The organism is Tychonema sp. LEGE 07196 (assembly GCF_963890365.1).
Lineage (GTDB): Bacteria > Cyanobacteriota > Cyanobacteriia > Cyanobacteriales > Microcoleaceae > Microcoleus.
Genome location: NZ_CAWPRX010000013.1, coordinates 52,869 through 78,972, shown reverse-complemented (window position 1 = coordinate 78,972; position 26,104 = coordinate 52,869). Strand labels below are relative to the sequence as shown.

The window sequence follows — 26,104 nt, the reverse complement described above, 5'->3', positions numbered from 1 at the left end:
CGGATCGATATGGATGCTGGTAATCTGTCGGACATTTAAATTGTATGTTCAGGGCGGGCTAGAAGCCCACCCCACAAGATTTTTATTGTTTTTTGGCATACAGTTTAAATGCTGAACAGCTTACCCTGAATGCTTTTAGTTAGGTTTAAATGTGGTAAATTGGGATGGCTATCGCTCTTGATTCAAACTCAAATGGGAGGAAACAAACATTCTGCTATATTGTGTTAAGTTGTTATTCCTAAAAATCAAGGACAATGGCAAAGCTACCTGATGACATCCTGAACACAATTTTCACATTACAGCGGCGGCTAGTGGAAATCCTCAACGAAACAACCGCCACAGAATATATTTTAATGCAGCAGTTTGGCGAGACAGAAGCAACACTCCCCGAACTAGAATCCCTAGATAATGTTAAGGAAAGGTTGAGAAACCCTTACAATCGTTTGTACAGGCTTTTGCAGCAGGTAGCAGAATCTCAACCCGCTGCGACTGCGGATACGTTAAACTTTCTGTATAGAACGATAGAACAAACAGAGGCGGCTGTCGATGCCTCAGAAGCAACTATCCGAGAAATCAAAATAGATTGGAATTTGCCATGAATCAACAACCTAGAATCCCCGACGCTGAAACCAGAAAGCGACACGTTGAAAAGATGCGTGAAGTCTGCCAACAGTTGGACGCTTTGACTCTAAACCTGGATGAATTAATCGCTATATTTGAAGCTGACAACCGCCGCCAGCGTCGAGAACGTTTGGCTGGTAAATACAGGCGTGTGGAATCTCAGGTAATCGAATAATAGAAGAAAATCCGGCGGTTGAAACCGCATCTTGTCAAACAATGTCCGCCTCCGCAGACTGAAGAAAACAATGTAATTTTTACCGCCATTTTTACCGCCCATTCTTCAACCTGCAGAGGCGGGTTTTGCCTGTACAGACGCGGTTTCAACCGCCGGGTATTCTTGGAGTCTTTTCTATTACACTCGCTGCAACTTGGCCGTCCTCGGATCGATGATTTTGCGCCCCAAACCTTTAAACTTAATTGCCAGATTAGTTTTATCGCCCACTCCCAAAACGTGGGTAATTTCTCCAACTCCAAAAGCATGATGAAAAACCCGTTCCCCCGTTTTCCATTCTGATGGAGAACTCCCAGAATGGGCGGCTGAATTATTAGTTTTTCCCTGGGATGCAGCAGTTTTCATAGTCTTAGTTTTCTTCGCACTTCCAGCCAGCAAATGTGTCGGTAATTCGCCCAAGAATAGCGAAGGCGTACAGTGTTCGCGGTATCCTCCCCAGAGGCGGCGTTCGCGAGTGTGGGTGAGAAATAGCAATTCTTGGGCGCGAGTGATGCCGACATAGCACAAACGGCGTTCTTCTTCAACTGCTTTCGGGTCATCTAAACTGCGGAAATTGGGAAATAAACCCTGTTCCATTCCGACTAAAAATACTACGGGGAATTCTAACCCTTTGGCTGAGTGCAGCGTCATCAGCGACACGCGGGAATCGTCTTCTTTCAAATCATCTAAATCGGATGCTAAGGATGCTTTTGCTAAAAATGATGTTAGCGTCGGTTCTTCGTTTTGTTCTTCAAATTGCAGCACTGCGTTGTACAATTCTCGCACGTTTTCAATGCGATTTTCTGCTTCTTCGGTTCCTTGATTTTTCAAATCGTCAATGTAACCAGAATCTTCGATAATTCCTTGGACAATTTGCGACGCGGGCGTAGTTTCAAGTTTTTGTTGCCAATTACCAATCATGGCGGCAAATTTAATTATAGCTTTTGCCGATCGCCCTGCTAGAGTATTTACAGAAGATTCGTCGCTGAGAATTTCCCACAGCGGAATACCTAATTGAGTTGCAGCGTCTTCGATTTTACCAAATGTCGTGTCGCCAATGCCGCGGCGGGGAGTGTTGATGATGCGTTTGAGGCTGACGCTATCGTCGGGATTGGCGATCGCCCGCAGGTATGCTAGGATATCTTTGATTTCTTTGCGATCGTAAAACTTCAGGCCGCCGACAATATTGTAGGGAATATCCAAGTACATTAACGCTTCTTCAAAGGAACGAGATTGAGCGTTGGTGCGGTAGAGAATCGCAAAGTTACTCCCGTGTTCGTATTCGGAATTTTGGCGCTTCAGGGACTGAATTTGACCGGCTACAAATTGCGCTTCTTCTAATTCATTGTCGGCGCGCCATACCACAATCGGAGCTCCGGGTTCGCGAGTCGGGCGCAGAACTTTCTCGATGCGTTCGGTATTGTGTTCGATCAAGTGGTTGGCGACTTCCAGGATGTTTTCGCGCGATCGATAATTCTCCTCTAATTTGACCATCGTCTGAGTTTTTTCGTCCGACAAACCATCGCCGAAATCCTCTTGAAATTCCAGCAAAATGGTATAATCAGCCATCCGAAAACTGTAAATAGATTGATCGACATCGCCCACCACAAAAATCGAGCGATTTTGCCATTTATCAAACTCTTTCGGGTCAACATTATTTGTGACCAACATCCGAATCAAATCATATTGAGTGCGGTTCGTATCTTGGTATTCATCAACTAAAATATGTCTGAATTTGTGATGCCAATAACTTAATACTTGCTCGTTTTGGGATAAGAGTTTAACCGGAACTAGAATTAAATCGTCAAAATCTAAGCCGTTGTTGGCGGCTAAAGCATCTTGGTAGCGGCTGTAAACATCCGCAATTACCCGCCCTCGGTAATCCGGTTCTGCTGCGAGGAATTCTTGAGGCGACCAACCTTGATTTTTAGCGTTGCTGATGGCATAGCGGACTTTGCGCGGGTCAAATTTCTTATCGTCTAAATTGAGGACTTTGGTAACAATTTGTTTGACGAGACTTTGAGCATCTGACTCATCAAAAATCGAAAAGTTCTTCTTCCATTGGCGGCCTTTTTCGTCTTGATATTTCTCAATATCGTAGCGGAGAATCCGGCCGCACAGAGAGTGAAAAGTCCCCATCCAAATCTGTTTGGTAATTCTGTGGTAAATTTGCGATCGCAATCTGGTTTGCACATCCGGCGCTAAATCTGCCAAAGGTTTCCCATATTCCGCTTCAGCTTGCTGAGTAGCCAGCAATTTTTCAATTCTTTCTTTCATCTCTCTAGCGGCTTTATTCGTAAATGTCACCGCCAGAATATTTTCGGGATCGACTCGGTGGGTGCGAACTAAGTTTGCTACGCGGTAAGTTAGAGCTCTGGTTTTCCCCGAACCAGCCCCCGCTACTACTAACAGCGGCCCGTTGTAATGGACGACTGCTTGGCGCTGGGATGGGTTGAGGTGGCTGAGGTGATCGGTAGTAGTTTGAGTCATCGTTGGATGGTTAGTTGTTGGATTTTTTTAAGGGATAAATAATACTTGGTATGTGATGCCGCGAGTTTTTTTAAGGTTAAGTGCGATCGCCCCATAACATAATATCATGAATACCTGGCGGTTGAAACCGCGTCTACACAAACGATGTCCGGATGGTGCGCGGACGAAGAGAGAATAAGGTAAAACATAATTTTCACCGCCTATTATTCAACCCGCGCACCATCCGGGTTTTGTCTGTACAGCCGCGGTTTCAACCGCCAGGTATTCTAATGTTTAAATATTTGTTTGATCGAAATTGCAGCTAATATTCCCAAGCCAATCCAAATAACAATAATTATAGCAGCCGCAGCCCGATTTATCGGTTTTTCTCGCTCTATTTCAGCAGCGGCTTTTTCCCGACACTCGGCTAAAACCTGTGGGGGAATCATCTTCAGTACCAGCCAAATTCCCAAAGGTACAATTATCAAATCGTCCAAGTAGCCGAGAATTGGTATGAAATCGGGTATTAAGTCGATCGGGCTAAAAGCGTAGGCAACCGTAAGACCTGCTAAAATTCTGGCGTACCAAGGTACTCTCGGGTCTGTACTGGCTAAATAAACAGCGTAAGTCTCTTTTTTGAGTCGGCGGGCCACTTGTTTTAAGGATTGCATATAGTAATAACTAATGACTAATGACCAATCACTAATGACTAATGACTAATGACTAATGACTAATGACTAATATTTTTTTTAGTTGCCAAAAATGTAACAAGCCGGATATTTAGCAATTTCAGTGGCAAAGTAAAATATAGCATCTGTTGTATGTGAGGATAATCAAAGTTATGAATTCAAATTTGCGGCGCGGTACTAGAAATAATTTCCGCAGTCTGTTAACAGCGTTGTGTTTAACGTTAACTTTCGTGAGTTTTGTGAGGTTAGACCCGGCGGTGGCTCAAGAACAGCGGATCAGAACGCTGACTGTTACCGGGCGGGGTGTGGAAGCGATTCCTACAACTAAAACCCAAGTGCGGCTGGGTGTTGAGGTGCAGGGGAAAACGGCGACTGCGGTGCAGCAGGAAGCGGCGAGGCGATCGTCCGCTGTGGTAGAGTTGCTGCGATCGCGCCAAGTAGAAAAACTCGAAACTGCCGGCATTACCCTCAGCCCGAATTACAGCTACGAAAACAACCAGCAGCGCTTGACGGGCTATACGGCGACGAATACCGTCACTTTTCGGATTAATACTGAATCTGCAGGCACTTTGCTCGACGATGCGGTGAACGCCGGAGCAACGCGCATTCAAGGTGTGAGTTTTGTGGCCGCCGAAAGCGCGATCGAACAAGCTCAAAAACAAGCACTCAAAAAAGCCACTCAAGACGCTCAATCGCAAGCGGATGCAGTCTTGAGCGCGCTCAACCTCAAACGGGGAGAAATTCTCAGCATTCAAGTCAACAATGCGAGCGCGCCAGCTCCCGTGTACCGCCAATTTGCTGCTAAGGCTGATGCTAATGCTGCAACGCCTGTGGTGGGAGGCGAACAGGAGGTAGATGCTTCTGTGACTTTACAAATTGCATATTGATTGCAGCTTGCATTCTAAATGAACGTAAAATGCGATATCTGTTAGATACCCGACTTCTTGAAAAAGTCGGGTATCTGAGTGTTTGATGGTTTTATGTTTGCGTGCTGGTTGTCAGATAAAATATCTTAAATATCTGACAGCAACCTGATAAAATTTAATCGTAAAATATGAAACTAAATTTTTATGACGCGATTTATTCACGATCGCTTTGCCAAAGACTTGTTGACAGAACTGCTGTCTCCCATCGGAACGGTGAATATCGGGCATGATGTTACTGCCGAAGTCCGAGAAATCGATGTTTATTTCATTCCCAGCACTGTAATTCCCGAATACTCAGCAACTTTAGGATTGTTGGGAAAAATGGCTGATACGGCGGCAATTTTTGAACCGTTTCGCAATGCAGCAACTGTCGGCGAAGTCATTAGCTGTATGAGTAAGTTATGGGATTTGCGGGGTGAATTGGAGCGACAAGCCAGAAGAGAAAATACTCGCTACGACGATGCTAAGCTGCCCTTATTGTGGATTTTGACACCTACAGCGTCGAAAGCACTGCTGGAGGGTTTTGGCGCGATACCCAAGCCGGATGATTGGCTCGATGGCATTTATTTTTTGCCGAGGCATTTGAAATCGGCAATGGTGGTGATTCACCAATTGCCCGAAACTCCCGAAACGTTGTGGCTGAGGATTTTAGGCAAAGGAAAAGTGCAGCAAAGGGCGATCGCCGAACTGAGCTCTTTAGCAACCGACGATCCGTTACGGATTATCGCGCTAGAATTGCTGTATCAGTTACAGTCAAACTTAGTAACCGATACCGAACAAGAGTTACAGCCAGAAGAGCGGGAGTTAATTATGGCGATCCCATCACTTTTTAGAGAACAGTTAGAAGCCGCACAACAACAAGGATTAGAACAAGGATTAGAACAAGGCAGGCAAGCACAACAGCGCTTAATTTTAGAGAATTTCCTGCAAGTGCGATTTGGAGAAGTCAACTCGAAAATGACAGCTTTTTTATCTCCAATATCAAAGTTGCCCGCTGCGGAATTTACAGTGCTGTTGCTGGCAATATCCATGCTGACAGTGGATGAAGCAGGAAGACAACAAGCGGTGAGATTATTGGCAGAAAATGTCTTGAGAATGCGCCAAAATGAATTGGAGGATATTCTGCCTGCTGCCCTTACCAATTTATTAGCAATGCCTGTCGATGAATTGACATTGTTTGTCGAACAATTGCCTCAGTTGTCGGCTGATGAAGTGAGAGCAAGGTTGGAATAAAAACCGCGATCAGATTTGTTCGGGCAGTCATAAAGTCTACCCGAATTTCCCGCCATCCCGTGCAAGTCATCCGAAAAATCTATTTCGATCGCGCCCATCCCACTCCCAACCCCGCCCCCAACAACCCCCACAACTTCCAATTACTGCCGGATCGGATCGCGAAGTACCCGATATCGACTACAGTAAACACAAAATATTATTGGCGGTGATTTGAGTGATTGAGAGTTTAGCAACAGGAATCGCAGCAGCAGGTTCGCTGCTAGCATTGGGCGGATTGGGCCTAGAGTTGAACTATCGCCGGACTGGGAGTGCAAATAAACTAGAACTTACAGCCGGAGAATGGCACTTAGCCATAAACGAACCCAATCGCTATCTTTTAGTCGGGGAAATGGAATTCCGCAACCTGACACAGCGGTTCGAGGTGATGTTGCCGGAAGTGCGCGCAGAGGTGAAACTGCTGTCAGACGCAAGTTTGGATGGCGTGACTTTCCAGACAAAAGTGATTCCTTGTCACAAAGACGCAAAAGCCCGATCGGACGATTACTGGTTCGGCTATATTGTAAAAGCCCAACAAAACACCAAAATTAAAGTTTCTGTAGACATTCAAGGGCAAGATTTAACCAAATTGCAGTCAGCTTGGGTGCAAGTACACTTCGTCACCTACGGCCCGGGCGGGCGCATCCCCAAAATCCGCAACGTCGTAGTCCCGCTGCAATTTCCCAACTCGGACACCGTACCCGTCGCCCGCAATGTCGGAGTTGCCGAAGTTTTGCCGATTCGCACCCACATACTGGCAGAACTAGACGATCCCGTCGAAATTGTCAAGCGCTACGTGCTGCCGCGCGCCCAGAAAGGCGATATTGTCGCCCTTGCAGAAACTCCCCTAGCTTTGATGCAGGGACGCTACCACCACCCCAGCGAAGTTAAACCCGGATGGGTAGCAAAGCGAGTTTGTTTGTTTTTCTTGCCGATGTCGAGTTTGGCCACAGCTTGCGGAATGCAAACTTTGGTGGATGTAGTTGGGCCTTGGCGCGTAGTCGCAGCATTTGCGATCGGCTCTGTAGCTAAAATATTCGGTAAACCGGGAGTCTTTTACCAACTAGCAGGGGAACAAGCAAGGCTAATCGACGACGTTACCGGGACTTTGCCTCCCTTCGACCAATTTATTGTGCTTGGCCCGGACAATCCCCAGCAAGTTGTAGAAGAAATTCAACGAGAAACTGGACTTGCGGCGGCGATCGTAGACGCCAATGACTTGAAAGCAGTTAAGATATTAGCAGCGACCTCCGATTTATCGGTAACATTTTTAGAGCAAGCCTTGCGAAGCAACCCCGCCGGGAATGCTGACGAGCGAACACCGGTCGTATTGATTCGACCTCTGCCACAGAAATCTTGATTTTAAAACTGAAAATTAAAAATTCAAATTAAAAATTAAAAAAAGATGATTTGAAATTTTTAATTTTCGCTCGATCGAGAAAGGGAGAAGCATCAAAAGTTTTTAGTTCGCGGACGCACGGGCTGCCAGAAACCGGTTTTTTAAAAGCGTTTCCTTCGCAGTAACCCACAGAAAGAGTAAAAAACCCGGTTTCTTTGTAGGTCGCGTCCCCGAACAGGTTCTAAGTTTTGAACGCAAAATTAACGCCTTCAAAACTCAAAACTTCCCTAACTTTTCCCCTTTCTGAAATTTTATTTAAAAACTTCCATTCCCCACTTTCGTGCTATGACTTCATTTACCTCTCAAAACCAAAACCAGGTTGTGATTCGCCCGTTTCAGTACCGCGACATCGAGGCGATGGAACAACTGTGCGCGGAAACAGCCGAACAACCAGAAAAACGCAAGGGTGCAAGCTGCGACTTGGTACTAGGTAAAAAATTGCAGCAGATTCGTCGCTGGTACGGAATGCTAAAGCTGCTTAGCTTGTTTCCCAACCCTTGTCAGTCTTTGTTTAGGGCCCACGTTGCTGAAGAACAGGGGAAAGTTAAGGGCATAATTCAGATTTCTCCTTTCAACCGCACCCGCAGCACTTGGCGGATCGATCGCATCGGAGTAGACCCAGAAGCCCGCAGCAAAGGCATTGGTTCCATGCTGCTGCGGTACTGCTTTGAGGCAATCTGGGAGGCGCGGACGTGGCTGTTGGAGGTGAACGTCGGCGACAAAAACTCCCTGGCTTTGTACCGGCAGAACGGGTTTCAGCCGTTGGCGCAGATGACTTACTGGACGATCGCCCCAGAACGCCTGCAATTCATGGCAAACTCAACGCCAGATTTGCCCAACCTGCTGCCGGTCAGCAACGCGGACGCTCAATTGCTGTATCAACTCGATACCGCATCGATGCCGCCCTTGGTGCGCCAAGTATTCGATCGGCACATTCAAGACTTCAAAACCAGTTTTTTCGGCGCTTTAGTCGAAGGTGCCAGACAATGGCTGGCGAAAACAGAAGTAGTCAGCGGTTACGTGTTTGAACCGCAGCGGAAAGCCGCGATCGGCTATTTTCAGGTGCAGCTATCCCGCAACGGCCAAGCGCCGCACGTCGCCCAGTTGACCGTACACCCGGCCTACACTTGGCTGTACCCAGAACTGCTATCCCAGATGGCGCGACTCGTTCAAGACTTCCCCGTTCAAAGCCTGCAACTAGCTTCCGCCGACTATCAACCGGAACGCGAAGCTTATTTAGAGCAATTTGGAGCCGTGCGCGTGGAACACAGCTTGCTGATGTCTCGATCGGTATGGCACAAACTGCGCGAATCAAAGTTAGTCTCCCTCGAAGGACTCCAACTATCAGAAATGTTGCAGAGCTTCCAACCAACTCGCAAACCAGTACCGGGTCGGATGTCCTGGCTAGGCCCGATGGCTGGGGAAGCCGCAGCAGGGCCCGCGTCCTCAGAGATTAAACCGTTTTTGTCGGACTCAGGAAACGGTAAAGCCGATCGAATTAACCCCTTGAACGGTCAAAATTCCGAATCAGCAGCAACAGATGCAAACAGCATTTTGCCTCTGAATTTGCCGGAATTGCCTCAAGACGGCGGCGCGCCAGGAGAACTCAATTCTTAACAATTGAAAGCAGAAGGTAGAAGGTAGAAAACAGAAAAAAAATTACTTTTTTTCTGTCATATTTACACAAATTCCCTTCTGCTTTTGATTGATATCAACCTAAGATTACCTATCATATTCTTACTTTCTTCTCTTAATTCCTTCGCGTTCTTTGCGCCTTCGCGGTTCGTTAAATAAAATTGTGTCCGCCAAAAAACAGTAAATCTAAAATCTAAAATCCATCGATAATGTCCAACGAAAAATTATGGATTAGTGCCCTCGGATTAGATATCGGCAGCAAACGAGTCGGCATCGCCGGATGTGACGGCACAGGTTTAATCGCTACGGGGATTACTACTCTAGTGCGATCGTCCTTCGATCGCGACGTAGCTTGCCTGCAAGAACTCGTCCGATCGCGCGGAGTGAAAATTTTGGTTGCAGGCTTGCCCTACTCCATGAACGGAGAATTGGGCAATCAAGCGCGACAAGTGCAGAAATATGCTGGCCGCATCGCCGAGGCCTTAGAGCTCCCCCTAGAATACGTAGATGAGCGCCTGACTTCGGTTGAGGCAGAGGAATTGATTCAAGCACAAGGAATGTCGCCTTCCCGAAATAAGGGTTCGATCGATCGCAAAGCAGCAGCCCTGATTTTGCAGCGGTGGTTGGATATGAGAAGACAAAATATCGCCCCTGTTCCCAATCGTGATAGCTTTTAACAAAGCCGTGATATCCTAGTTGTGCAAGTTTGCTAGGCACACCTGTAACCGTTGACATACTTGAGAAAATTTCGCTGTACCCTTCGGTACTGAAGCAGCACAAAATTGTGATTTGTCCTCAGTATCGCTCTGGATTAGACAGAAATTTAAACGCTGCACTCTCCGCGTGGAAAATGCCGCGAGTCTCGCAGTTTAAACTTGTGGGCTGGCGATCGCCCGCGCCGCCAGAATATCGCCACGAAAACTCCCCATTGTCAAGCACAAATTACTGAATAATTGACGGAAAATTAAGATACACGCGATGTCCTCATCCCCAAACCGCAAAGAGAATGGCAGTTCCAACGAAGAGTCCGTCACCCTGACGGATGAATTCGGGCGATCGCTGACTTGCAACATAGAGCATTCGATGAACCTAGAAGGTCAAGAATATGCTTTGCTGATTCCGATCGACTCTCCAGTAGAAATTTTTACTTGGCACGGAGACGAAAGCGACGAAGCCGCAATTCCTGTAGAAGACGAGACCGAAATTGACAAAATTTTTGATATTGCTCAAGTTGTGCTGCAAGAGCAGAACTTGACACTCCGGCGCACGGCGGTGACGCTGACTGTAGTTGGCGAATTGCCAGAATTTCCCGACGAGGAGATGGCACCGGATACCGATCCCGATGAAGAGTCGGATTTCGAGGAACTAATGTGGCTGACAAGCTTCTATCACGAAGAACAGGAATATGCCATTTATACTCCTCTCGATCCGTTCTTTATCTTGGCTCGCATCAATGATGACGGCGAGCCAGAATTGCTCTCGGAAGAAGAGTTCCAAAGGCTCGAACCGATGTTGCCGATGCTAGAAGACCAGTTTTTTGACGAGCTTGATTAGATATTGATTGCAGGCAGAAGACCTGACGGCAAAAAGCAGAATTTTTGATTATCTTATGATTAGAATTTAACTGCTTGCCCGATCGAACTTTTTCGAGATTGTGCCTTCTGCCCTGTCGGCTCAGGGTGTTGAATTGAGACGTGAATATGGTTGCGGAGCGTCGATTTTAGATTTTAGATTTTAGATTTACTTGCAGCTAGGTGAATCTGGGATGTTGAACTCTTGTCTAAAATTTTAGTCTCTCCACGACTGAACTCGGGGGCTTATATCAGTTTTTGGGTGGATCGAACAGGCTGCATCCCTGACTTTCGGTCAACAATCGCAGAGAGTTAGTCATTAGTCGTTAATTAATTGGCGCTTATCGAGGACAACGCACTATGAGCAAAGAACAACTGACAAAAAGCAGCGAGTCTGAGAGCCGAAAAGCTGCTCCGCAACTTTCAAAATGGTTGTTTTATCTGGTGTTGCTGCCGGCTATTTGGGGTGTTTGCGCTTGGCAGGGCTGGGCTTGGTGGAGCTGGGCTTCGGCCGCTCCTAAAATCGCTGAAACCTCAAATTCTTCGGGAGATGCTGCTGCTGTTTCCATCCAAATTCCCCCCGGTACTTCCAGTCAACAAATCGGGCAGGATTTGGAAGCCGCGGGCTTAATTCGATCTGCAGGAGCATGGGATATGTGGGCCCGCTGGCTGACAATGCAAAACCGCAACGGAGGTTTTAAAGCCGGAACTTACCAACTGTCGGCGACTCAGCCTCTGAGTGCGGTTGCTGAGAAAATTTGGAATGGCGAAGTCGCACAGCAGAGTTTCACGATTCCCGAAGGGTGGTCGATGCAACAAATGAGCGCTTATTTTGAAGCCCAAGGTTTTTTCCCGGCTAAGGATTTTATGGCGGCGGCGAGTCAAGTTCCCTACGCTCAGTACCCTTGGCTACCCAGCGGCTTGCCTCATTTGGAAGGGTTTTTGTACCCGGATACTTATCAGCTAGACGGCGATGCAATTAGCCCGGAAGCTGTCATCAAGCAAATGCTCGATCGTTTCGAGCGGTTAGCTTTGCCCGTCTATCAAAAAAATCAGAACAATACTAAGTTTTCTTTGAAAGAGTGGGTGACGCTGGCGAGTATTGTGGAAAAAGAAGCTGTGGTGGCGAGCGAGCGCAATCGCATTTCAGGCGTGTTCAATAACCGTCTGAAAAACAATATGCCCTTGGGTTCCGATCCTACAGTTGAATATGCCCTCGGCATCAGGCAAACTAAGGAGAAGCCTTTGACTTTTAAGCAGGTGGAAACGCCTTCTCCTTACAATACTTATATCAATGTAGGGCTGCCGCCAACTCCGATCGCATCTCCGGGAATTGCCAGTTTGGAAGCTACTCTGGCTCCTGAAAATACGGAATATCTGTATTTTATGGCTCGGTACGACGGCACTCACATTTTCAGCCGCACCCTGGCCGAACACAATGCTGCTGTGGCTCAAGTTGACCAAAAAGTGCGATCGGGTCAATAGATTGGCAAAAACTAATACAAAAGTAAAAAGTAACAAAGCAAAAGCAATAATGCTTGCTGGAGATTTTTTACTTTTTTAATCCTTAACTTCCAATTTCTTATTTCTGAATCTAAAATCTAAAATCTCAACTCTAAAATCATTATGACTTGGGGTAAACTATTACAGCCTGACTTAGTTTTAGGCAATTCGATCGTAAATTTAACTGCAGATATTCTTCAGGAATATCAGATTAAAGGATTAGTTTTGGATGTGGACGACACTCTCGTTCCCATGACAGCAATGAATGCTTCTCCCGAACTCAGCGTGTGGGTGGAAGAAATTAAACCGATAGTATCGCTGTGGTTGGCGAGCAATAATTTAAGTCAGACTCGGATCGGTCGAATTGCTGAGTCGTTGAATCTACCTTACATTACTGGTGCTGCTAAACCGTCGCGCCGCAAGTTGCGAAAAGCTGTGACGGCGATGAATTTGCCGGTGGAACAGGTGGCGATGGTGGGCGATCGACTTTTTACGGATGTTTTGGCCGGCAATCGTTTGGGTATGTTTACTATTTTAGTCGAGCCAATGATTGATGCTGGCTACGCGCTTCGCAAATATCCGGTGCGCTCTTTTGAAGTGTGGGTTTCTCAAGCTTTGGGGGCAACTCTGAAAATTAAAGATTAAATTGGGCATAGGCCAAACCGGGCATAGGGCATAGGTTAGTAGTTAGCAGTCATACCAAATTCGGGTTTTGGATATCCCTTATGAACCAGTCGGCCTTCTGCCGACATCGTTTTTGCAGACGGGGTTTCAACCGCCGAATCATCTATTACCCGGATTTGGTATCATCAGTGATTAGACATATCATAAAAAGCCTGTTTGGAACAGGCATCCTGCCTGTTCCACAATAGTTATTGGAGAGGTATATTAGTAATTAATCTAAAATATTGTTTATGAATAGGCAGTTGGGAACTCGATCGCAATTAAATAAAAAAGCTCTCATTGTCATAACAAACAACAAACAACAAATAACAAATAAGAAATGACTCAAACTATTGTTATTAAAATAGGAACTTCGACACTGACTCGATCGACTACCGGAAACTTAGCTCTCTCAACTATTGCTGCATTAGTCGAAATATTAGCAGGTTTGCGGCAGAGCGGCCATCGAGTAGTTTTGGTTTCTTCCGGTGCGGTGGGCGTGGGTTGCGCGCGCTTGGGTTTGACGGAACGCCCGCGAAATATCGCTATGAAACAGGCTGTGGCCGCCGTGGGCCAAGGGCGGCTGATGCGCGTGTACGATGACTTGTTTACTACTCTACAACAGCCGATCGCCCAAGTATTGCTCACTAGGGGCGATTTAGTGCAGCGCAACGGTTATGTTAACGCTTGCAATACCTTTGGGCAACTGCTGAAGTTGGGCGTGATTCCGATCGTCAACGAGAACGATACAGTAGCGATAGACGAGCTCAAATTTGGTGATAACGACACGCTTTCGGCGCTAGTAGCGAGTTTGGTAGAAGCAGATTGGTTGTTCGTGCTCACAGATGTCGATCGGCTGTATTCTGCCGATCCGCGCAGCAATCCCGACGCGCAGCCGATCGCCCTAGTCCAAAGTATGGCACAGCTCACAGAATTGCAGATCAAAATAGGAGATTCCCGCAGCGGTTGGGGAACCGGCGGAATGCTAACAAAAATTGAAGCAGCCAGAATCGCCACAGCATCGGGAGTGCGGACAGTCATCACAGACGGCTGTTTTCCTGGTAATATCGAGAAAATACTTAACGGAGAGTCGATCGGCACTCAATTCGAGCCGCAACCTCGCCCAGTAAACGCTCGCAAACACTGGATAGCCAACGTGCTAATTCCCGCAGGAAAACTGTATTTAGATGCGGGTGCTGTCAAAGCAATTTCCCACGGCGGAAAATCGCTGTTAGCTGCCGGAATTTCTCAAGTAGAAGGAGAGTTTCAAGCAGATGATTCCGTGCAGTTGTGCGACGGAGAAGGCAAACAAATTGCCAGAGGACTTGTGAATTATAGCAGTTTAGAACTGAGACAAATTCAGGGATGCAAGTCCGATAAAATTGCAGAAATTTTAGGCTACGCAGGCGTAGAAACAGCCGTACACCGAGACAATTTAGTAATAGTTTAAGTAAGTCATTAATTGTCGGGGCGGGTTTAGCTGAACATCTCAGAAAAAAGCGACAAAATAAAGGCAAAACCCGCCCGCCCCATCGCAGATTTATTGGCACCAACAATCTCAGATTTATTGATACTCAAAAGCGCGATCGAACGCAGAAATCGAAGATACTTGCAGCACAGTATTCCAATATTTTTTTTTGCTGTGTCCGAACAACTCTTTCATCGCTTCTGTAAATAATTCAAATCGAAAAAAAACGTAGCAGTTGCTTCCACGACTTCGACTACAACCAACTTCTGAAGGAGAGAAGCTTTCCAAGCATAGCGTTCTAGCACCAAACAAAGCGATCGCGTTTTTTGAATTTATTCACCCCAAAGCAGCCGGAAGTCGCCATAATATCAAATCCGGTAGCATCGGAATGATTCAGATATATATTCTCTCCCTCTGTGTACTCTGTGTTCTCTGTGGTTAAATCATTCCGATGCAAGCGGAAACGATATAATTCATTAAAACGAAGCAATCTTAGTCTCGGCGATTGCTTCGTTCCTCGCAATGACACTTCTGTCTAAAATAACAATTTGCTCTTCCCAGAATTGCCATTGGGTACATTGTGAGCTACTCTATCTTTTGGATCGGTTAAGAAAATAATAGGAGTTAATCTTGGAACGGACTTTTTTAGCGATTAAACCAGACGGCGTACAGCGCGGACTCGTCGGTCAAATTATCAGTCGTTTTGAAGCCAAAGGCTTCACGCTAGTAGGGATGAAGCTAATCACGGCGAGTCGCGAACTAGCCGAACAGCATTACGCCGTACACAAAGAAAGACCGTTTTTTGCGGGACTGGTAGACTTCATCATTTCTGGGCCAATGGTGGCGATGGTGTGGGAAGGCGAGGGCGTGGTGGCGTCGGCGAGAAAAATCATTGGCGCTACAAATCCTCTGTATTCTGAACCTGGGACAATTCGCGGCGATTTTGGTGTGAATGTCGGCCGCAACATCATTCACGGTTCTGATGCTGTGGAAACTGCGAACCAAGAAATTAATCTCTGGTTCAAATCGGATGAATTGAGTAATTGGACTTCTTGCTTGAGTCCTTGGATTCTGGAGTAGTGTTGATATTCTCCCGATGGTTAATCGGGAGATATTCTAAGTTTTAATCAATACAAAGCCGGATTTATATAGAAACCGAATTTCTTCCTAAATCCCAGAAACCGGGTTTGTTTCGAGATTTATCGCGTCCAACCGAAAATCTCATAGAAACCCGGTTTCTAGCTACGAAGCGACAGAATTAGATACACTTAAATCCCAGAAACCGGGTTGGTTTCGAGATTTATCGCGTCTCACCGAAAATCTCATAGAAACCCGGTTTCTAGCTACTCAATGAATGAAAATCGAGCGCAAATGGGCGATTGTTAACGGCCAGTCTCCAATTCGCGGGATGGTGGAAATCGAACAGGCGCAGTTGAGCGGGGAACAGGGAGAAAGGGAACATCAGCGCGATCGCGAACAAATACAATTATACAAGCAAAAGGAAGAAGAGCAGAAAGATCGCGATCGAGATAAAATGATAAAAAGCGCGATCGCCAAATTGAGAATATCATCTTTTTTGTCGGAACTGCGATCGGCGGCGGCCAAATCTTTTCAGCAGCCTATCCCTAATCAAGGATACACCCATTAAATGGCAACCCGATTCTTCCCTCCCGCTTCATCCCTTCACCGCGACGATTATCTGGAGTTTGCTTGGCGGTTTAGGATTGGGCGGGCTGATATTAGTTATGCTGTGGGTGGTAAGGAAAATATTCCCCAAGTCGTAGTCGCAGCTAAGAAAAATATTGCCCAGGTAGGGGCGACTTCACCAACAATCTTTAATTCCCACCGACAATTTACATAAACCCGCCCCCACCCAACTACGAACCTAAATAAAACTCATCAAACAAAAAAACCGGCTTTCTTACCAAAACCAGCCTACCCCGAACACAAATCACAATTGCGATCGGCGATTGCTTTCATAATATATCCCTAGGGCAAATGTTATTAAAATTATTAAGGTGAACAGTGTTATCCCGAAAAAATAGGATTGGACTATGGACGGCATCGTTTTTAACTGGATTGGTAGGAATTATTAACCTGCTATCTGCCGTAACTCCCAGTTTACCCGATCGCCGAAATTGGCTGGAACCGTTTTTTCCTTTTACCGTCCGTGCAGGCAGCCATTTTTTTGCAGCAGTTATCGGGTTTATGTTGCTAACTTTGGCCGCTAATTTGTTGCGGCGCAAGCGGATTGCTTGGTTGTTGACTGTGGGACTGTTAAACGTTTCTATCGTAGTTCATTTAGTTAAGGGATTAGATATTGAAGAAAGTTTGCTTTCTGGGGTGCTGCTGTTGCAATTGTTGGTGATGCGGAAGACATTTACCGCTCAATCCGATCGCCCTTCAATTGCTCAAGGAATCCGGGTTTTGGTAGGCGCTTTGTTATTTACACTCGCTTACGGTACGGCTGGTTTTTACATATTAGACGGGCGTTTTGAAGTTAACGAACGAGCAGTTAATTTCAATTTGGACGATGCTTTGTACCAGACTTTCGCTATGTTTTTTACGGCGGACAATGCGGGTTTGGTTCCGAAAACTCGGTTTGCTAACTTTTTCGCAGATTCGATTTATGCTGTCGGTGCGGTAACGCTTGGTTACGCACTTTTGATGCTGCTGCGGCCGGTGCTGCTGCGAAATTCGGCAAGTATTTCGGAACGCAATAAAGCTCAGGAAGTTGTAGCAGAATACGGGCGGACAACCCTAGCGAGACTGGCGTTGCTTGAGGATAAATCTTATTATTTTAGTGCTTCGGGAAAAAGTACGATCGCCTACGTGCCCAAAGGTAGAGGCGCGATCGCCCTCGGAGACCCCATCGGGCCTGCCGAAGACCGCAAAGAGGCAATTCTGGGGTTTCAAGAATTTTGCGATCGCAACGATTGGTATCCAGCATTTTATCAAACTTTGCCCGACGATTTAGAAATGTATTCTACTCTCGGTTTTCGAGTATTACAAATTGGCGAAGAAGCAATTGTAAATCTCAAAAATTTTACTCTCAAAGGCAAGGCAAATCAAAACTTAAGAACTGCGATTAACCGACTGACAAAAGCAGGCCATCGTATTGAATTTTACGAACCTCCTTTAAGTGGGGAATTGATGCGACAAATGAAATCTGTTAGCGACGAGTGGCTGCAAATGGTTCAGGGTGCGGAAAAACAGTTTTCTGTGGGTTGGTTTGACGAGGCATATTTGCAGAAAACGCGCGCCGTAGCGATTCACACTCCCGACGGTAAAATTAGTGCTTTTGCGAATATGATATCTGTGGGTAATGATGCGATCGGAGTTGATTTAATGCGGCGGCGCACCGAGGTAGAAAATGGCACGATGGAGTGTTTGTTTGCTTCGATGTTGCAGCACTGTCAAGAGTTGGGCTATGCAGAATTTGATTTGGGTTTGTCGGCTTTGGCGGGAGTCGGAGAAGAGGGTAAATCCGGGCGGTTAGAAAAGGTTTTGATTTATCTTTCGGATCACTTGAGCAAGTTTTATAATTTTAAGGGATTGCACAGTTTTAAAGATAAGTTTGGGCCGCGCTGGGAACCGCGTTATTTTGTTTATCCAAGTTTGGGAAGTTTGCCGGATGTTGTGGTTGCTTTGATTCGGGCCGATTCGGGCGATAGGCTTTTGGATTATTTGCGTCCGGGAAGTTAGGCAATTTTAGATTGAAGATTGAAGGTTTTAACGCAGCAATTACCAACAAATAGGAGCGGTTTATGAATTTGACGCTGAATCTATCACCTGAATTGGAGCAATATCTCTTACAGTCTGCTGAGCGGCGCGGTATTTCTGTAGAGGAAGTAACCTTACAAATGCTGATGGGATGTATGCAGAGTCAGGAACAGGATTTGATCGCATCTGGGGCGGTGTGTGATGTTTGGTCGCCCTATGATGCGTTTGATGCTGCACAGACGATGCTGGGAGTTTTAAAGCAATCGAAAGCCCAAAAGGATGAGTAATGTGGAACGATTTTCTTTTGTATCTGTTGATAATGCTTTAGGGGAAATTTGATTTCGCCCTATTTTGCCGATTACTTTAGTTTACCAGAATGCTTCTGTGGTAGCTTCTGGGCTACTGGATACGGGGGCGAGCGTCAATGTTTTACCCTATAACGCGGGTGTCCAACTTGGTTATGAATGGGAGCGGCAGACTACTGTTCTTAGTTTGACGGGAAATTTGGCACAGTATGAGGCGCGCGTTGTGGTTATGCAGGGACAGGTTGGGCAGTTTGAACCCGTTCAGCTTGTGTTTGCTTGGACTCGGGCTAAAAATGTACCGTTGATTTTGGGTCAGGTGAATTTCTTTATGGAGTTCGATGTTTGTTTTTATCGATCGCAATTGGCGTTTAATATTAGTCCTCGTTGACTGGTTTAACTGGTTCCGAGGCTCTGCCTGGGAACCCATATCACTCTTGCTCTGCCTCGGCTGGAGAAATCGAACGGACATGATATGACTAATGACTGTTGACTGTTGACTGTTGACTGTTGACTGTTAGCTGTTAGCTGTTAGCTGTTAGTTGTTAGTTGTTATTGGGAATTGAGAATTGGAAATTGGGAATTCGTAGCGAGTAACCAATAACCAATAACCAATAACCAATAACTAATAACCAATTCCCAACAACTAATGACCAATGACTAATGACTAATGACTAAGTTATGCCAAGCCCCGCAACGGCACGCGCTGCTTCTGCAAAACCTCTGAGTACAGCTTTTCGAGCTCAGTAATATTCTGACTGAGAGTGTACCGCTCGATCGCCCGTTGGCGTGCTTTTTGGCCGAGCAGCATTCCAAACTCAGGATGATCGCAAAACAGCGGCAGCAAAGTTTGTAACTGACTCCGCACCCGCTGAGTGTTCAAAACTATCCCCGCGCCTTCCTCCAAGGCTTCGCCGTCAGCACCCGCATCCGTTGCCAAACAAGCTAAACCGCAGGCCATCGCTTCCAGCAACGACAGCGACAGTCCCTCCACCAAAGAAGGCAAAATAAATACATCTGCACCGCGCAGAATTTCGATCCGGCGCTCCTCCTCGGCGACAAATCCGAGCCACACAATGCCCTCCTCTTCGCCGTAGGAAAGTTGCAGCGACGCGGATAGGGGCCCGTCGCCCACGATGGCCAATACGTTACCAGGCCCAAAATTACAGTGTTTCCAAGCCTTCAGCAGAGCCTCGACATTTTTCTCCGGCGCAATCCTGCCTTGGTAGACAAAAAGTCGATCGGCCTTTAACTCCGACTTCAACCCCGAAGGCCCAGGAGAATACTTCGTCGCGTCTACTCCGTTGGGAATCACGGCTACCCGTTCTTGCGGTACTCCCAACTTCATCAAAATTTCCCGCTGAATGTAAGAAAATACGATCGTTGAGTCGTAGTGAGCCAAAAACGGAGCGTAGAGTTGATACATCAGGTGTTGGGTTCCCGATGTCAAATTCCGCAATTTGCGATCGAACGGCGGGTGAAAAGTCGCCACCAAAGGCAAATTCAATTCTTGACAAATTTCCGGCAGCAGAAAATCTAGAGGCGAAAGCGTCAGGGAAGCGTGAACAACATCGGGTTTCAGCCTCCGCAAAGATTTCATCAACACGGTGCGGGATTTGAGAGTCGGAATCGTATAAATTTGCGATTTGTAGTGACAGGGTAAAGAAACTTCATTGCAACTCGCTGGCGAGAGCGAATTGGTAAATGAAGTTTGAGCAATGGAAGCTCCCCATTTCCCATTTGCCATGCTCCACGCCGTATTGTTCCTGTCCAGCGGGCCGGCTTCTTGGGCAAAGTGCAGGAAACTTACCTGGTATCCCCGGTCTAACAGTGCGTTGGTGACTTCCCTGGAGTAAGTGACGTTACCGCAAAAAGGTGATTTTTTTCCTAGCCAAGCGATGTGCATTCGAGTAAATCAGAGTTTGTTAAGCAGAAGGAAGAAGGAAGAAGGAAGAAGGAAGAAGGAAGAGTGCTTATATAGCAAGCTTTATTGTCATCTGTATCTTACGTTTCATTAGGTGGATTTACTTATTTGATTGGAGTCGATCGACTTTGCTATTAGTGCTACGGAAAATATACCAGGTTAAGACACCGCCAGCGATCGCCAATCCAGCCAAAGCCAAAAACACAGCAGGTAAACCCAGAAATGTTTCCGCTACTCCCGCCAAAGCTAATGGTAAACTCAAAGCGATATTAGTGGCATTATTTTGCAGGCCGAAGACTTTTCCCCGCATTTCTTCTGGGGTTTCTGATTGAATTGTCGTCTGCATCGGCACTCCTACCAATGAGGCAAATAAACCCAACATGGTAATAAAAAGCACCGAGATCCACAAATGGTGTGTAAATGCAGAAAGGCCCAGCAGAGCAAGTGCCATCCCAACCGATCCGATTAAACTCAGTTGGGAATGAGAAAGTTTGTGGCCGAGATAGCCGACAGTCGTCGCCCCAACAGCCATCCCCACGCCCACCGCAGCCAGCAAAAAGCCAAATTGCGACGCTTTCATACCGGGCAGCATTTCTGCCAGCCGCACCGCTAGAACTGCCAAGGCTGCAAAAATGGAAAATAGAATAATTAGTTGAATTAAAGCATTGCGGACTTTCGGTTGATCGTTGATGTAACGCAGGCCGTCTTTTAAGTCGGCTAGGGGATGCGGCGGTTCGTGTTCGGTTTCGTTTTTTTCGCCTGTTTTCATCAACAGCAACAGCACTCCGGCGAAGGCGTAACTTCCGCCTACTACTATTTCTTTGCCGATGCCGATTCCGCCGCCGAGGTTGGTGAATAGGGTGTCGGCTAAGGCTAGTAAGGGTTCTCCGACGGCAAAGCCAATAATCACCGAACCCATCATGGTGGTGGTGTAAAGGGAGTTTGCCGATAGCAGGTGGCGGCGTTCCACAATTAGCGGAATCACTGACTGTTCTGCTGGGGCGAAAAATTGAGTTAGTGTCGAAACTAGGAATGTTACTAGCAGCAGCAAGCAGAATCCGAGCGGCAGTTGACCGATTTCAAAACCGTCTGAGAGCCACAGCAGCAGGGGTAATGCTAATACGAAGCCTCCTCGCAGCAGGTTTGTGGCTACGAGCACGGCTTTTTTCGGCCAGCGATCGACATACACGCCCGCAGCGGCACCGAACAGCACTGCGGGTATGGTAAAGGCGATCATGATTGCTGATACCCATCTGCTGATGCTTTGATCTGGCGCTTGAAACCGGCTGGCTACGAGGGCGATCGTCAGTACGAGATAAACTTTATCTGCTAGTTGGGAGAATATTTGTCCGCTCCACAGTGCTAGAAAATTGCGGTTTTTGATGACTGGCAAAAATCCTGTGCCTTTTTCGGGAGTTTCGCTAACTGTTTCGGATATTTCTGCTGCTGGCTCTGCTGTTGGCTGCGGGGGGATTGCTGCGGGTGGTTGGCCGTTACTTGTGCTGGCGTCTGTTTCTGGATTTGTCAGATATTTATCCATTTCTGGGTGTTGGGCGTTGCTCCATTGTCGATCGGCCAAAACAGGCTCAGACTGAAAATCTGGACAATTTTCTCGTTCTTCCATCTTGTGGTTGGTCGCAGCTAAAATAGATGTTCTCAAATCAGAATCGGACAGTCGCATCATAGGATTGGGGGGTGGCTCGCTGGGGATGGTTCAGGGTTGGGGATGTGAAGTTCAAATTGACTTTTTTAGCTCCTAAATTTAATAATTTATAACTTGATCTATTATCTAATGTTGCGAGAATGTTGGAAATTTACCTGAAATTGCCGACAGGTTCGGATATCCGCCGGCTCGGGGTGCTGTACGATCGCCCGTTCACTTCTTTAACCTAAAATTTAAAACTCAAAATTCTCTAAGTAAGCGTCGATCGAGCTTCCCGATCGAATCGTGCAACCTAAATGATACTGGGCGTACTGTCGCAAAATATTTTCGACAGATACCCAAGCTGCGCGATCGGCAATCCCCTCTTCTAGTTCTGCACTACCCAACTGTTGCAGCGCTGCTAATTCCTTAGCATTTATATGGAGGTTTGTCAAGTGTTTGCTGTCGCTGGTTGGCCGGGAACGGGAAGCGACTCTGTAGGAGTTGCCAATTTCAGAGGATAGTTCAGCTTCTAAGTTAGCTAATTCTGGCAAGCTAAAGGTTCCCCCAGAGGGTATACTAAAGCCGGTTTGCCAGTTCGGATCGTTGAAATTGGGGGCGATCGGTTGTCTGGTGGCGCAGCAGACTTGGACTTGGGGCGCGAGGCCCGCTAGGGCGAGCAAGTGAAAAATACCTTGGGCGAGGTGGGCGACGAGCACGGCGGCGGATTGGATTTCGGTGCGATCGGACAAACGCTCCAAACGGCTCAAGTGTTCGCCCAGCAAAAAGAAGAGGTCTTCTTGGGGTTCGTCGGAAAGGGCGCTGGCGATCGCCAATTCGGCCAGATATTGCGCGGCTGCGAGTTTTCCCAAGTTGCGGCTCAAACCCGGATAGGATTCGACGGTGGAGGCTTGGGTAATTTTGTCGAGCGATCGACCTTTAGCAATCAGCAATTCGTTGACGACAAATAACTCGCTTCTACCGCCAATGCTCGATCGCTGTTTGCGAACACCGGGCGCTACAGCTCGAATTAAGCCGAATTCCCGCGTTAAAACTGTCAGCACGCGATCGGATTCGCCGATCGGTGCACTCTTAAGATTGATTCCAGTTGCTTTGTAAGTTCTAATCATTTGTTAGTTGACTGTTGGCTGTTAACTGTTAACAGTTAACTGTTAACTGTTGACTGTTGGCTGTTAACTGTTAACTGTTGATTGTTGGCTGTGGGCTGTTAACTATTGGCTGTTGATTGTTGGCTGTGGGCTGTTAACCTTTAGTTTTTTGTTTTAGTGAGTTAAGATAGGCATTAAGTTTTGGTGAAAGTTCATTCAATAACGGATGCAATCGATCGCTCTCTTCTTGAGTTAAAAGATTACGAGCATAGGCAAGTCTTAACCAGTGTCTTGTTTCATTTAATGAACCTCTGGCAATTTTTACGAAACGCTGATTATCTTGATAACTATGCCGTCCGTGTCCTTCTGCAATGTTAGCACCAACACTATCAGCCGCTCTCACGATTTGTTTGCCCATCGTATCTTTCGTAAAGTAGTCCCATTTTTTAACAATAAACCATATTTCGTTTGATATTTTTTCGGCTAATTGATAAACTTGTAGCTGTTGGAAGTTCTCCATATTAACTCCTTTAAATAATTGGTAGTCAACAGCCAACAGCCAACAGCCAACAGTCAACAGCCAACAGTTAACAGTCAACAGCCAACAGCCAACAGTCAACCGTCAACAGCCAACAGTCAACAGCCAACAGTTAACAGTCAACAGCCAACAGCCAACAGTCAACCGTCAACAGCCAACAACCAACAGCCAACAGTCAACAGTCAACAGTTAACAGTCAACAATCAACTATTGCCTAATTTATCGCGCTGGCGGATCAATTCCGGGCCACGAGAAGTCCCCAAACGAGTAGCACCAGCTACTACCAAATCTAAAGCTTGTTCGTGAGTCCGAATTCCCCCAGCCGCTTTAATCCCAATCCGTCCCTTCGTAACTTCGTTCAGCAGTCGCACATCGTCAACTGTCGCCGCGCCAAAAAAGCCAGTGTTGGTTTTTATATAAGCAACACCAGCTTCCATACAAATTTCAGCAGCTAATTGTTTTTCGGCATCGGAAAGCAGCGAACTTTCGATAATTGCTTTGATAGTTTTTCCGGTTTGTTCGCAAATTTCGGCTAATTCCCGGTGGAATTCGTCGATTCTGCCAGCTTTCAATAAGCCTAAGTTAACAGAGACATCTAACTCTACGGCTCCATTATCTGCGGCTTCTAGAGCTTCGTAAAGTTTTACCGTTGAAGTCGAAGCACCAGTGGGAAAACCGATAACAGTACAGACTTTGGGCTTTTTGCCGTGCAGCAATTGCACTGCTTGTCGGACGTAGGCGGGATACACGCACACTGTCGCAAACCCAAATCTCTCTGCTTGTTGGCAACAGTTTTCTACTTGATCTGGCGTCGCAGTCGGGTCGATCAGGCCGTAGTCGATCAAGGGGGCAATATCGATGTCTGCCTGGTTTCGAGCCATTGTTGTTTATCCGAAGTAACTGCTTCCTTATTATAGGATACAAGCTGAAAATCCTATGACTTCAGTCCAGGGATGAAAGGTCACGGGAGACTTTAGTCTCAAGCGTCAGACTCCTGTTTCATCATTGTAAACTTTTTTAACTCACAAAATAATCTTATCTCAAACAATATAAGATAAAAGCGGGAGGTGAAGCCATGTTAGTTTTTGAGTTTAAATCTTACGGCAAGCAGAATCAGCATAAAGCAGTAGATGAAGCAATTCGTACCGCTCACTTCATTCGTAATAGCTGTTTGCGCTATTGGATGGATAATAAAAAAGTGAGTCGGCACGACTTGAATAAATACTGCGCTGTACTTGCGGCTACGTTTCCTTTTGCCTCGGAACTAAACTCAATGGCTCGACAATCGAGCGCAGAACGAGCATGGTCTGCTATTTCCAGATTTTACGACAATTGCCAGAAAAAGATTCCCGGTAAAAAAGGGTATCCACAATTCCAAAAAGACTGTCGTTCGGTAGAGTACAAAACGTCTGGATGGAAACTTGCAGATGATAGAAAGTCGATAACTTTTACCGACAAAAAAGGGATTGGGCGATTAAAGCTTAAAGGTACACGCGACTTGCACTTCTACCAAATCAATCAAATAAAAAGGGTAAGATTGGTTAAACGGGCTTCGGGCGTGTACGTCCAATTCTGTGTAGATATTAACAGAAAGGAGAACATAGAACCGAATGGCACTACAATCGGATTAGACGTAGGTTTAAAAGAATATTACACCGACTAGAACGGAACTACGGTGGAAAATCCGAGGTTTTTGAGAAAAGGTGATCGAGTTCTTAAACGCGCTCAACGTCGCGTATCCAGAAAAGTTAAAGGTTCAAATAACAGGGGCAAGGCTAGGCAGATTCTAGGCAAACGCCACCTCAAAATAAGTAGACAGCGCTCATACCATGCAATAAAACTTGCAAGGTGCGTAATCTCGTCAAACGATGTAGTCGTCTACGAAGATTTGAGAATCAAAAACATGGTGAAGAATCATTGCTTAGCTAAGTCTATTAACGATGCTTCTTGGTATCAATTTCGTGTTTGGCTTGAATACTTCGGAAAAGTGTTTGAGAAAATCACGGTGGCGGTAAATCCGCAATATACCAGCCAAGAATGCTCGCGTCTGCGGTGTAATTGTCAAGAAAACGCTATCCACAAGAACGCACATTTGTAAGTGCGGTTGTGTTTTAGATCGTGATAAAAATGCAGCTAGAAACATCCTAAGTCGGGGATTGGGTACGGTAGGGCATACCGGAACCTTTGGTCTTGAGCCAAGTAACGCTCTCTTGAGAGTTGACCTCTACTGTTGTTGGAGAAATCCTGCCTCAGCAAGTCGGCTCGTAGATTAAAGAATCTCCGTGCGTTAACGCCGGAGAGTGTCAAGTAGCGAATTTATTCATTTTGTACTTGACTCCGAGCCTGATTGAGCATAAATACTCAATTTGCTGCTCGTAAAAACTCTGGCGGAAATTGGTTGATACATTTATTCCCAAAAAATATATTTTTGTATCTGCCTTT

General features: G+C 46.3%; 26 protein-coding genes and 1 pseudogene. 19 read left to right on the top strand and 8 right to left on the bottom strand.

The window, feature by feature from the left end; translation table 11 throughout:
- The first annotated feature begins 254 nt into the window (after window positions 1–254).
- Both AACV78_RS01655 and AACV78_RS01650 read left to right on the top strand, forming a co-directional pair.
- Window positions 255–599, top strand: a complete 345-nt coding sequence (locus tag AACV78_RS01655) for a hypothetical protein (RefSeq protein ID WP_194008695.1) — start codon at window positions 255–257, stop codon at window positions 597–599.
- Entirely contained in the window at window positions 596–796 is a 201-nt protein-coding gene (locus AACV78_RS01650; RefSeq protein ID WP_194008696.1) for a hypothetical protein, read from the top strand. Before AACV78_RS01655 ends, AACV78_RS01650 begins: the two co-directional genes overlap by 4 nt.
- Before the next feature lie 177 nt (window positions 797–973).
- Here the strand turns inward: AACV78_RS01650 and pcrA are convergent, their stop codons facing one another.
- Window positions 974–3,322 carry a DNA helicase PcrA gene (gene pcrA / locus AACV78_RS01645; protein ID WP_194008697.1) on the bottom strand — a complete coding sequence of 783 codons (2,349 nt, stop codon included), beginning with the start codon at window positions 3,320–3,322 and terminating at the stop codon, window positions 974–976.
- Between the two features lie 266 nt (window positions 3,323–3,588).
- Window positions 3,589–3,972 (bottom strand): YkvA family protein, encoded by a 384-nt coding sequence (locus AACV78_RS01640; protein ID WP_194008698.1) that lies wholly within the window; start codon window positions 3,970–3,972, stop codon window positions 3,589–3,591.
- Window positions 3,973–4,142: 170 nt separating this feature from the next.
- Between AACV78_RS01640 and AACV78_RS01635 the strand changes: the two genes are divergently transcribed.
- The 16 genes from AACV78_RS01635 (at window position 4,143) to AACV78_RS01560 (ending at window position 18,840) form a co-directional block, all read left to right on the top strand.
- Entirely contained in the window at window positions 4,143–4,877 is a 735-nt protein-coding gene (locus AACV78_RS01635; RefSeq protein ID WP_194008699.1) for an SIMPL domain-containing protein, read from the top strand.
- Window positions 4,878–5,060: 183 nt separating this feature from the next.
- Complete coding sequence (locus AACV78_RS01630) at window positions 5,061–6,149, top strand: flagellar assembly protein H (RefSeq protein WP_194008700.1); 1,089 nt, start codon at window positions 5,061–5,063, stop codon at window positions 6,147–6,149.
- A gap of 214 nt (window positions 6,150–6,363) precedes the next feature.
- On the top strand, window positions 6,364–7,545 hold the full coding sequence (locus tag AACV78_RS01625) for a F420-0:Gamma-glutamyl ligase (RefSeq protein ID WP_194008484.1): 1,182 nt from the start codon (window positions 6,364–6,366) through the stop codon (window positions 7,543–7,545).
- 324 nt (window positions 7,546–7,869) lie between these two features.
- Window positions 7,870–9,201, top strand: coding sequence for a GNAT family N-acetyltransferase (locus AACV78_RS01620; RefSeq protein ID WP_194008483.1), 1,332 nt, complete (start codon window positions 7,870–7,872; stop codon window positions 9,199–9,201).
- Between the two features lie 227 nt (window positions 9,202–9,428).
- Window positions 9,429–9,896 (top strand): Holliday junction resolvase RuvX, encoded by a 468-nt coding sequence (gene ruvX, locus AACV78_RS01615; protein ID WP_194008482.1) that lies wholly within the window; start codon window positions 9,429–9,431, stop codon window positions 9,894–9,896.
- 107 nt (window positions 9,897–10,003) lie between these two features.
- Window positions 10,004–10,168 (top strand): hypothetical protein, encoded by a 165-nt coding sequence (locus AACV78_RS01610; protein ID WP_194066471.1) that lies wholly within the window; start codon window positions 10,004–10,006, stop codon window positions 10,166–10,168.
- Window positions 10,169–10,197: 29 nt separating this feature from the next.
- Complete coding sequence (locus AACV78_RS01605; protein WP_194008480.1) at window positions 10,198–10,773, top strand: DUF3727 domain-containing protein; 576 nt, start codon at window positions 10,198–10,200, stop codon at window positions 10,771–10,773.
- 377 nt (window positions 10,774–11,150) lie between these two features.
- On the top strand, window positions 11,151–12,275 hold the full coding sequence (mltG, locus tag AACV78_RS01600) for an endolytic transglycosylase MltG (RefSeq protein WP_194008479.1): 1,125 nt from the start codon (window positions 11,151–11,153) through the stop codon (window positions 12,273–12,275).
- Between the two features lie 141 nt (window positions 12,276–12,416).
- Entirely contained in the window at window positions 12,417–12,938 is a 522-nt protein-coding gene (locus tag AACV78_RS01595; protein ID WP_194008478.1) for a YqeG family HAD IIIA-type phosphatase, read from the top strand.
- 358 nt (window positions 12,939–13,296) lie between these two features.
- A complete protein-coding gene (gene proB, locus AACV78_RS01590) occupies window positions 13,297–14,406 on the top strand; it encodes a glutamate 5-kinase (RefSeq protein WP_194008477.1) in 1,110 nt (369 codons plus the stop codon).
- Window positions 14,407–15,054: 648 nt separating this feature from the next.
- Window positions 15,055–15,504 (top strand): nucleoside-diphosphate kinase, encoded by a 450-nt coding sequence (ndk, locus tag AACV78_RS01585; RefSeq protein ID WP_194008476.1) that lies wholly within the window; start codon window positions 15,055–15,057, stop codon window positions 15,502–15,504.
- 274 nt (window positions 15,505–15,778) lie between these two features.
- Complete coding sequence (locus AACV78_RS01580; protein ID WP_194008475.1) at window positions 15,779–16,072, top strand: hypothetical protein; 294 nt, start codon at window positions 15,779–15,781, stop codon at window positions 16,070–16,072.
- Window positions 16,073–16,285, top strand: coding sequence for a hypothetical protein (locus AACV78_RS01575; RefSeq protein ID WP_194008474.1), 213 nt, complete (start codon window positions 16,073–16,075; stop codon window positions 16,283–16,285).
- A gap of 218 nt (window positions 16,286–16,503) precedes the next feature.
- Window positions 16,504–18,129 (top strand): bifunctional lysylphosphatidylglycerol flippase/synthetase MprF, encoded by a 1,626-nt coding sequence (locus tag AACV78_RS01570; protein WP_228042036.1) that lies wholly within the window; start codon window positions 16,504–16,506, stop codon window positions 18,127–18,129.
- 62 nt (window positions 18,130–18,191) lie between these two features.
- Entirely contained in the window at window positions 18,192–18,434 is a 243-nt protein-coding gene (locus AACV78_RS01565; protein WP_194008487.1) for a hypothetical protein, read from the top strand.
- Window positions 18,435–18,498: 64 nt separating this feature from the next.
- A complete protein-coding gene (locus AACV78_RS01560; RefSeq protein ID WP_228042035.1) occupies window positions 18,499–18,840 on the top strand; it encodes an aspartyl protease family protein in 342 nt (113 codons plus the stop codon).
- A gap of 154 nt (window positions 18,841–18,994) precedes the next feature.
- Here the strand turns inward: AACV78_RS01560 and AACV78_RS28615 are convergent, their stop codons facing one another.
- The 6 genes from AACV78_RS28615 to deoC form a co-directional block, all read right to left on the bottom strand.
- On the bottom strand, window positions 18,995–19,114 hold the full coding sequence (locus AACV78_RS28615) for a D-galactonate transporter (protein WP_445329575.1): 120 nt from the start codon (window positions 19,112–19,114) through the stop codon (window positions 18,995–18,997).
- 14 nt (window positions 19,115–19,128) lie between these two features.
- Window positions 19,129–20,355, bottom strand: coding sequence for a glycosyltransferase family 4 protein (locus AACV78_RS01555; protein ID WP_194008472.1), 1,227 nt, complete (start codon window positions 20,353–20,355; stop codon window positions 19,129–19,131).
- A gap of 118 nt (window positions 20,356–20,473) precedes the next feature.
- Window positions 20,474–22,057 carry an MFS transporter gene (locus tag AACV78_RS01550; RefSeq protein ID WP_194008471.1) on the bottom strand — a complete coding sequence of 528 codons (1,584 nt, stop codon included), beginning with the start codon at window positions 22,055–22,057 and terminating at the stop codon, window positions 20,474–20,476.
- Window positions 22,058–22,269: 212 nt separating this feature from the next.
- Window positions 22,270–23,145 (bottom strand): DNA repair protein RecO, encoded by an 876-nt coding sequence (recO, locus tag AACV78_RS01545; protein WP_194008470.1) that lies wholly within the window; start codon window positions 23,143–23,145, stop codon window positions 22,270–22,272.
- Window positions 23,146–23,278: 133 nt separating this feature from the next.
- Complete coding sequence (locus AACV78_RS01540) at window positions 23,279–23,644, bottom strand: four helix bundle protein (RefSeq protein WP_194008486.1); 366 nt, start codon at window positions 23,642–23,644, stop codon at window positions 23,279–23,281.
- A gap of 221 nt (window positions 23,645–23,865) precedes the next feature.
- The gene (gene deoC / locus AACV78_RS01535) at window positions 23,866–24,543 is read right to left on the bottom strand and encodes a deoxyribose-phosphate aldolase (protein ID WP_194008469.1); all 678 of its coding nucleotides are present in this window, start codon (window positions 24,541–24,543) and stop codon (window positions 23,866–23,868) included.
- Between the two features lie 194 nt (window positions 24,544–24,737).
- Here deoC and AACV78_RS01530 point away from each other — a divergent pair.
- Window positions 24,738–25,930 (top strand): annotated as a pseudogene (locus tag AACV78_RS01530) (RNA-guided endonuclease InsQ/TnpB family protein).
- The last annotated feature ends 174 nt before the right edge of the window (window positions 25,931–26,104 follow it).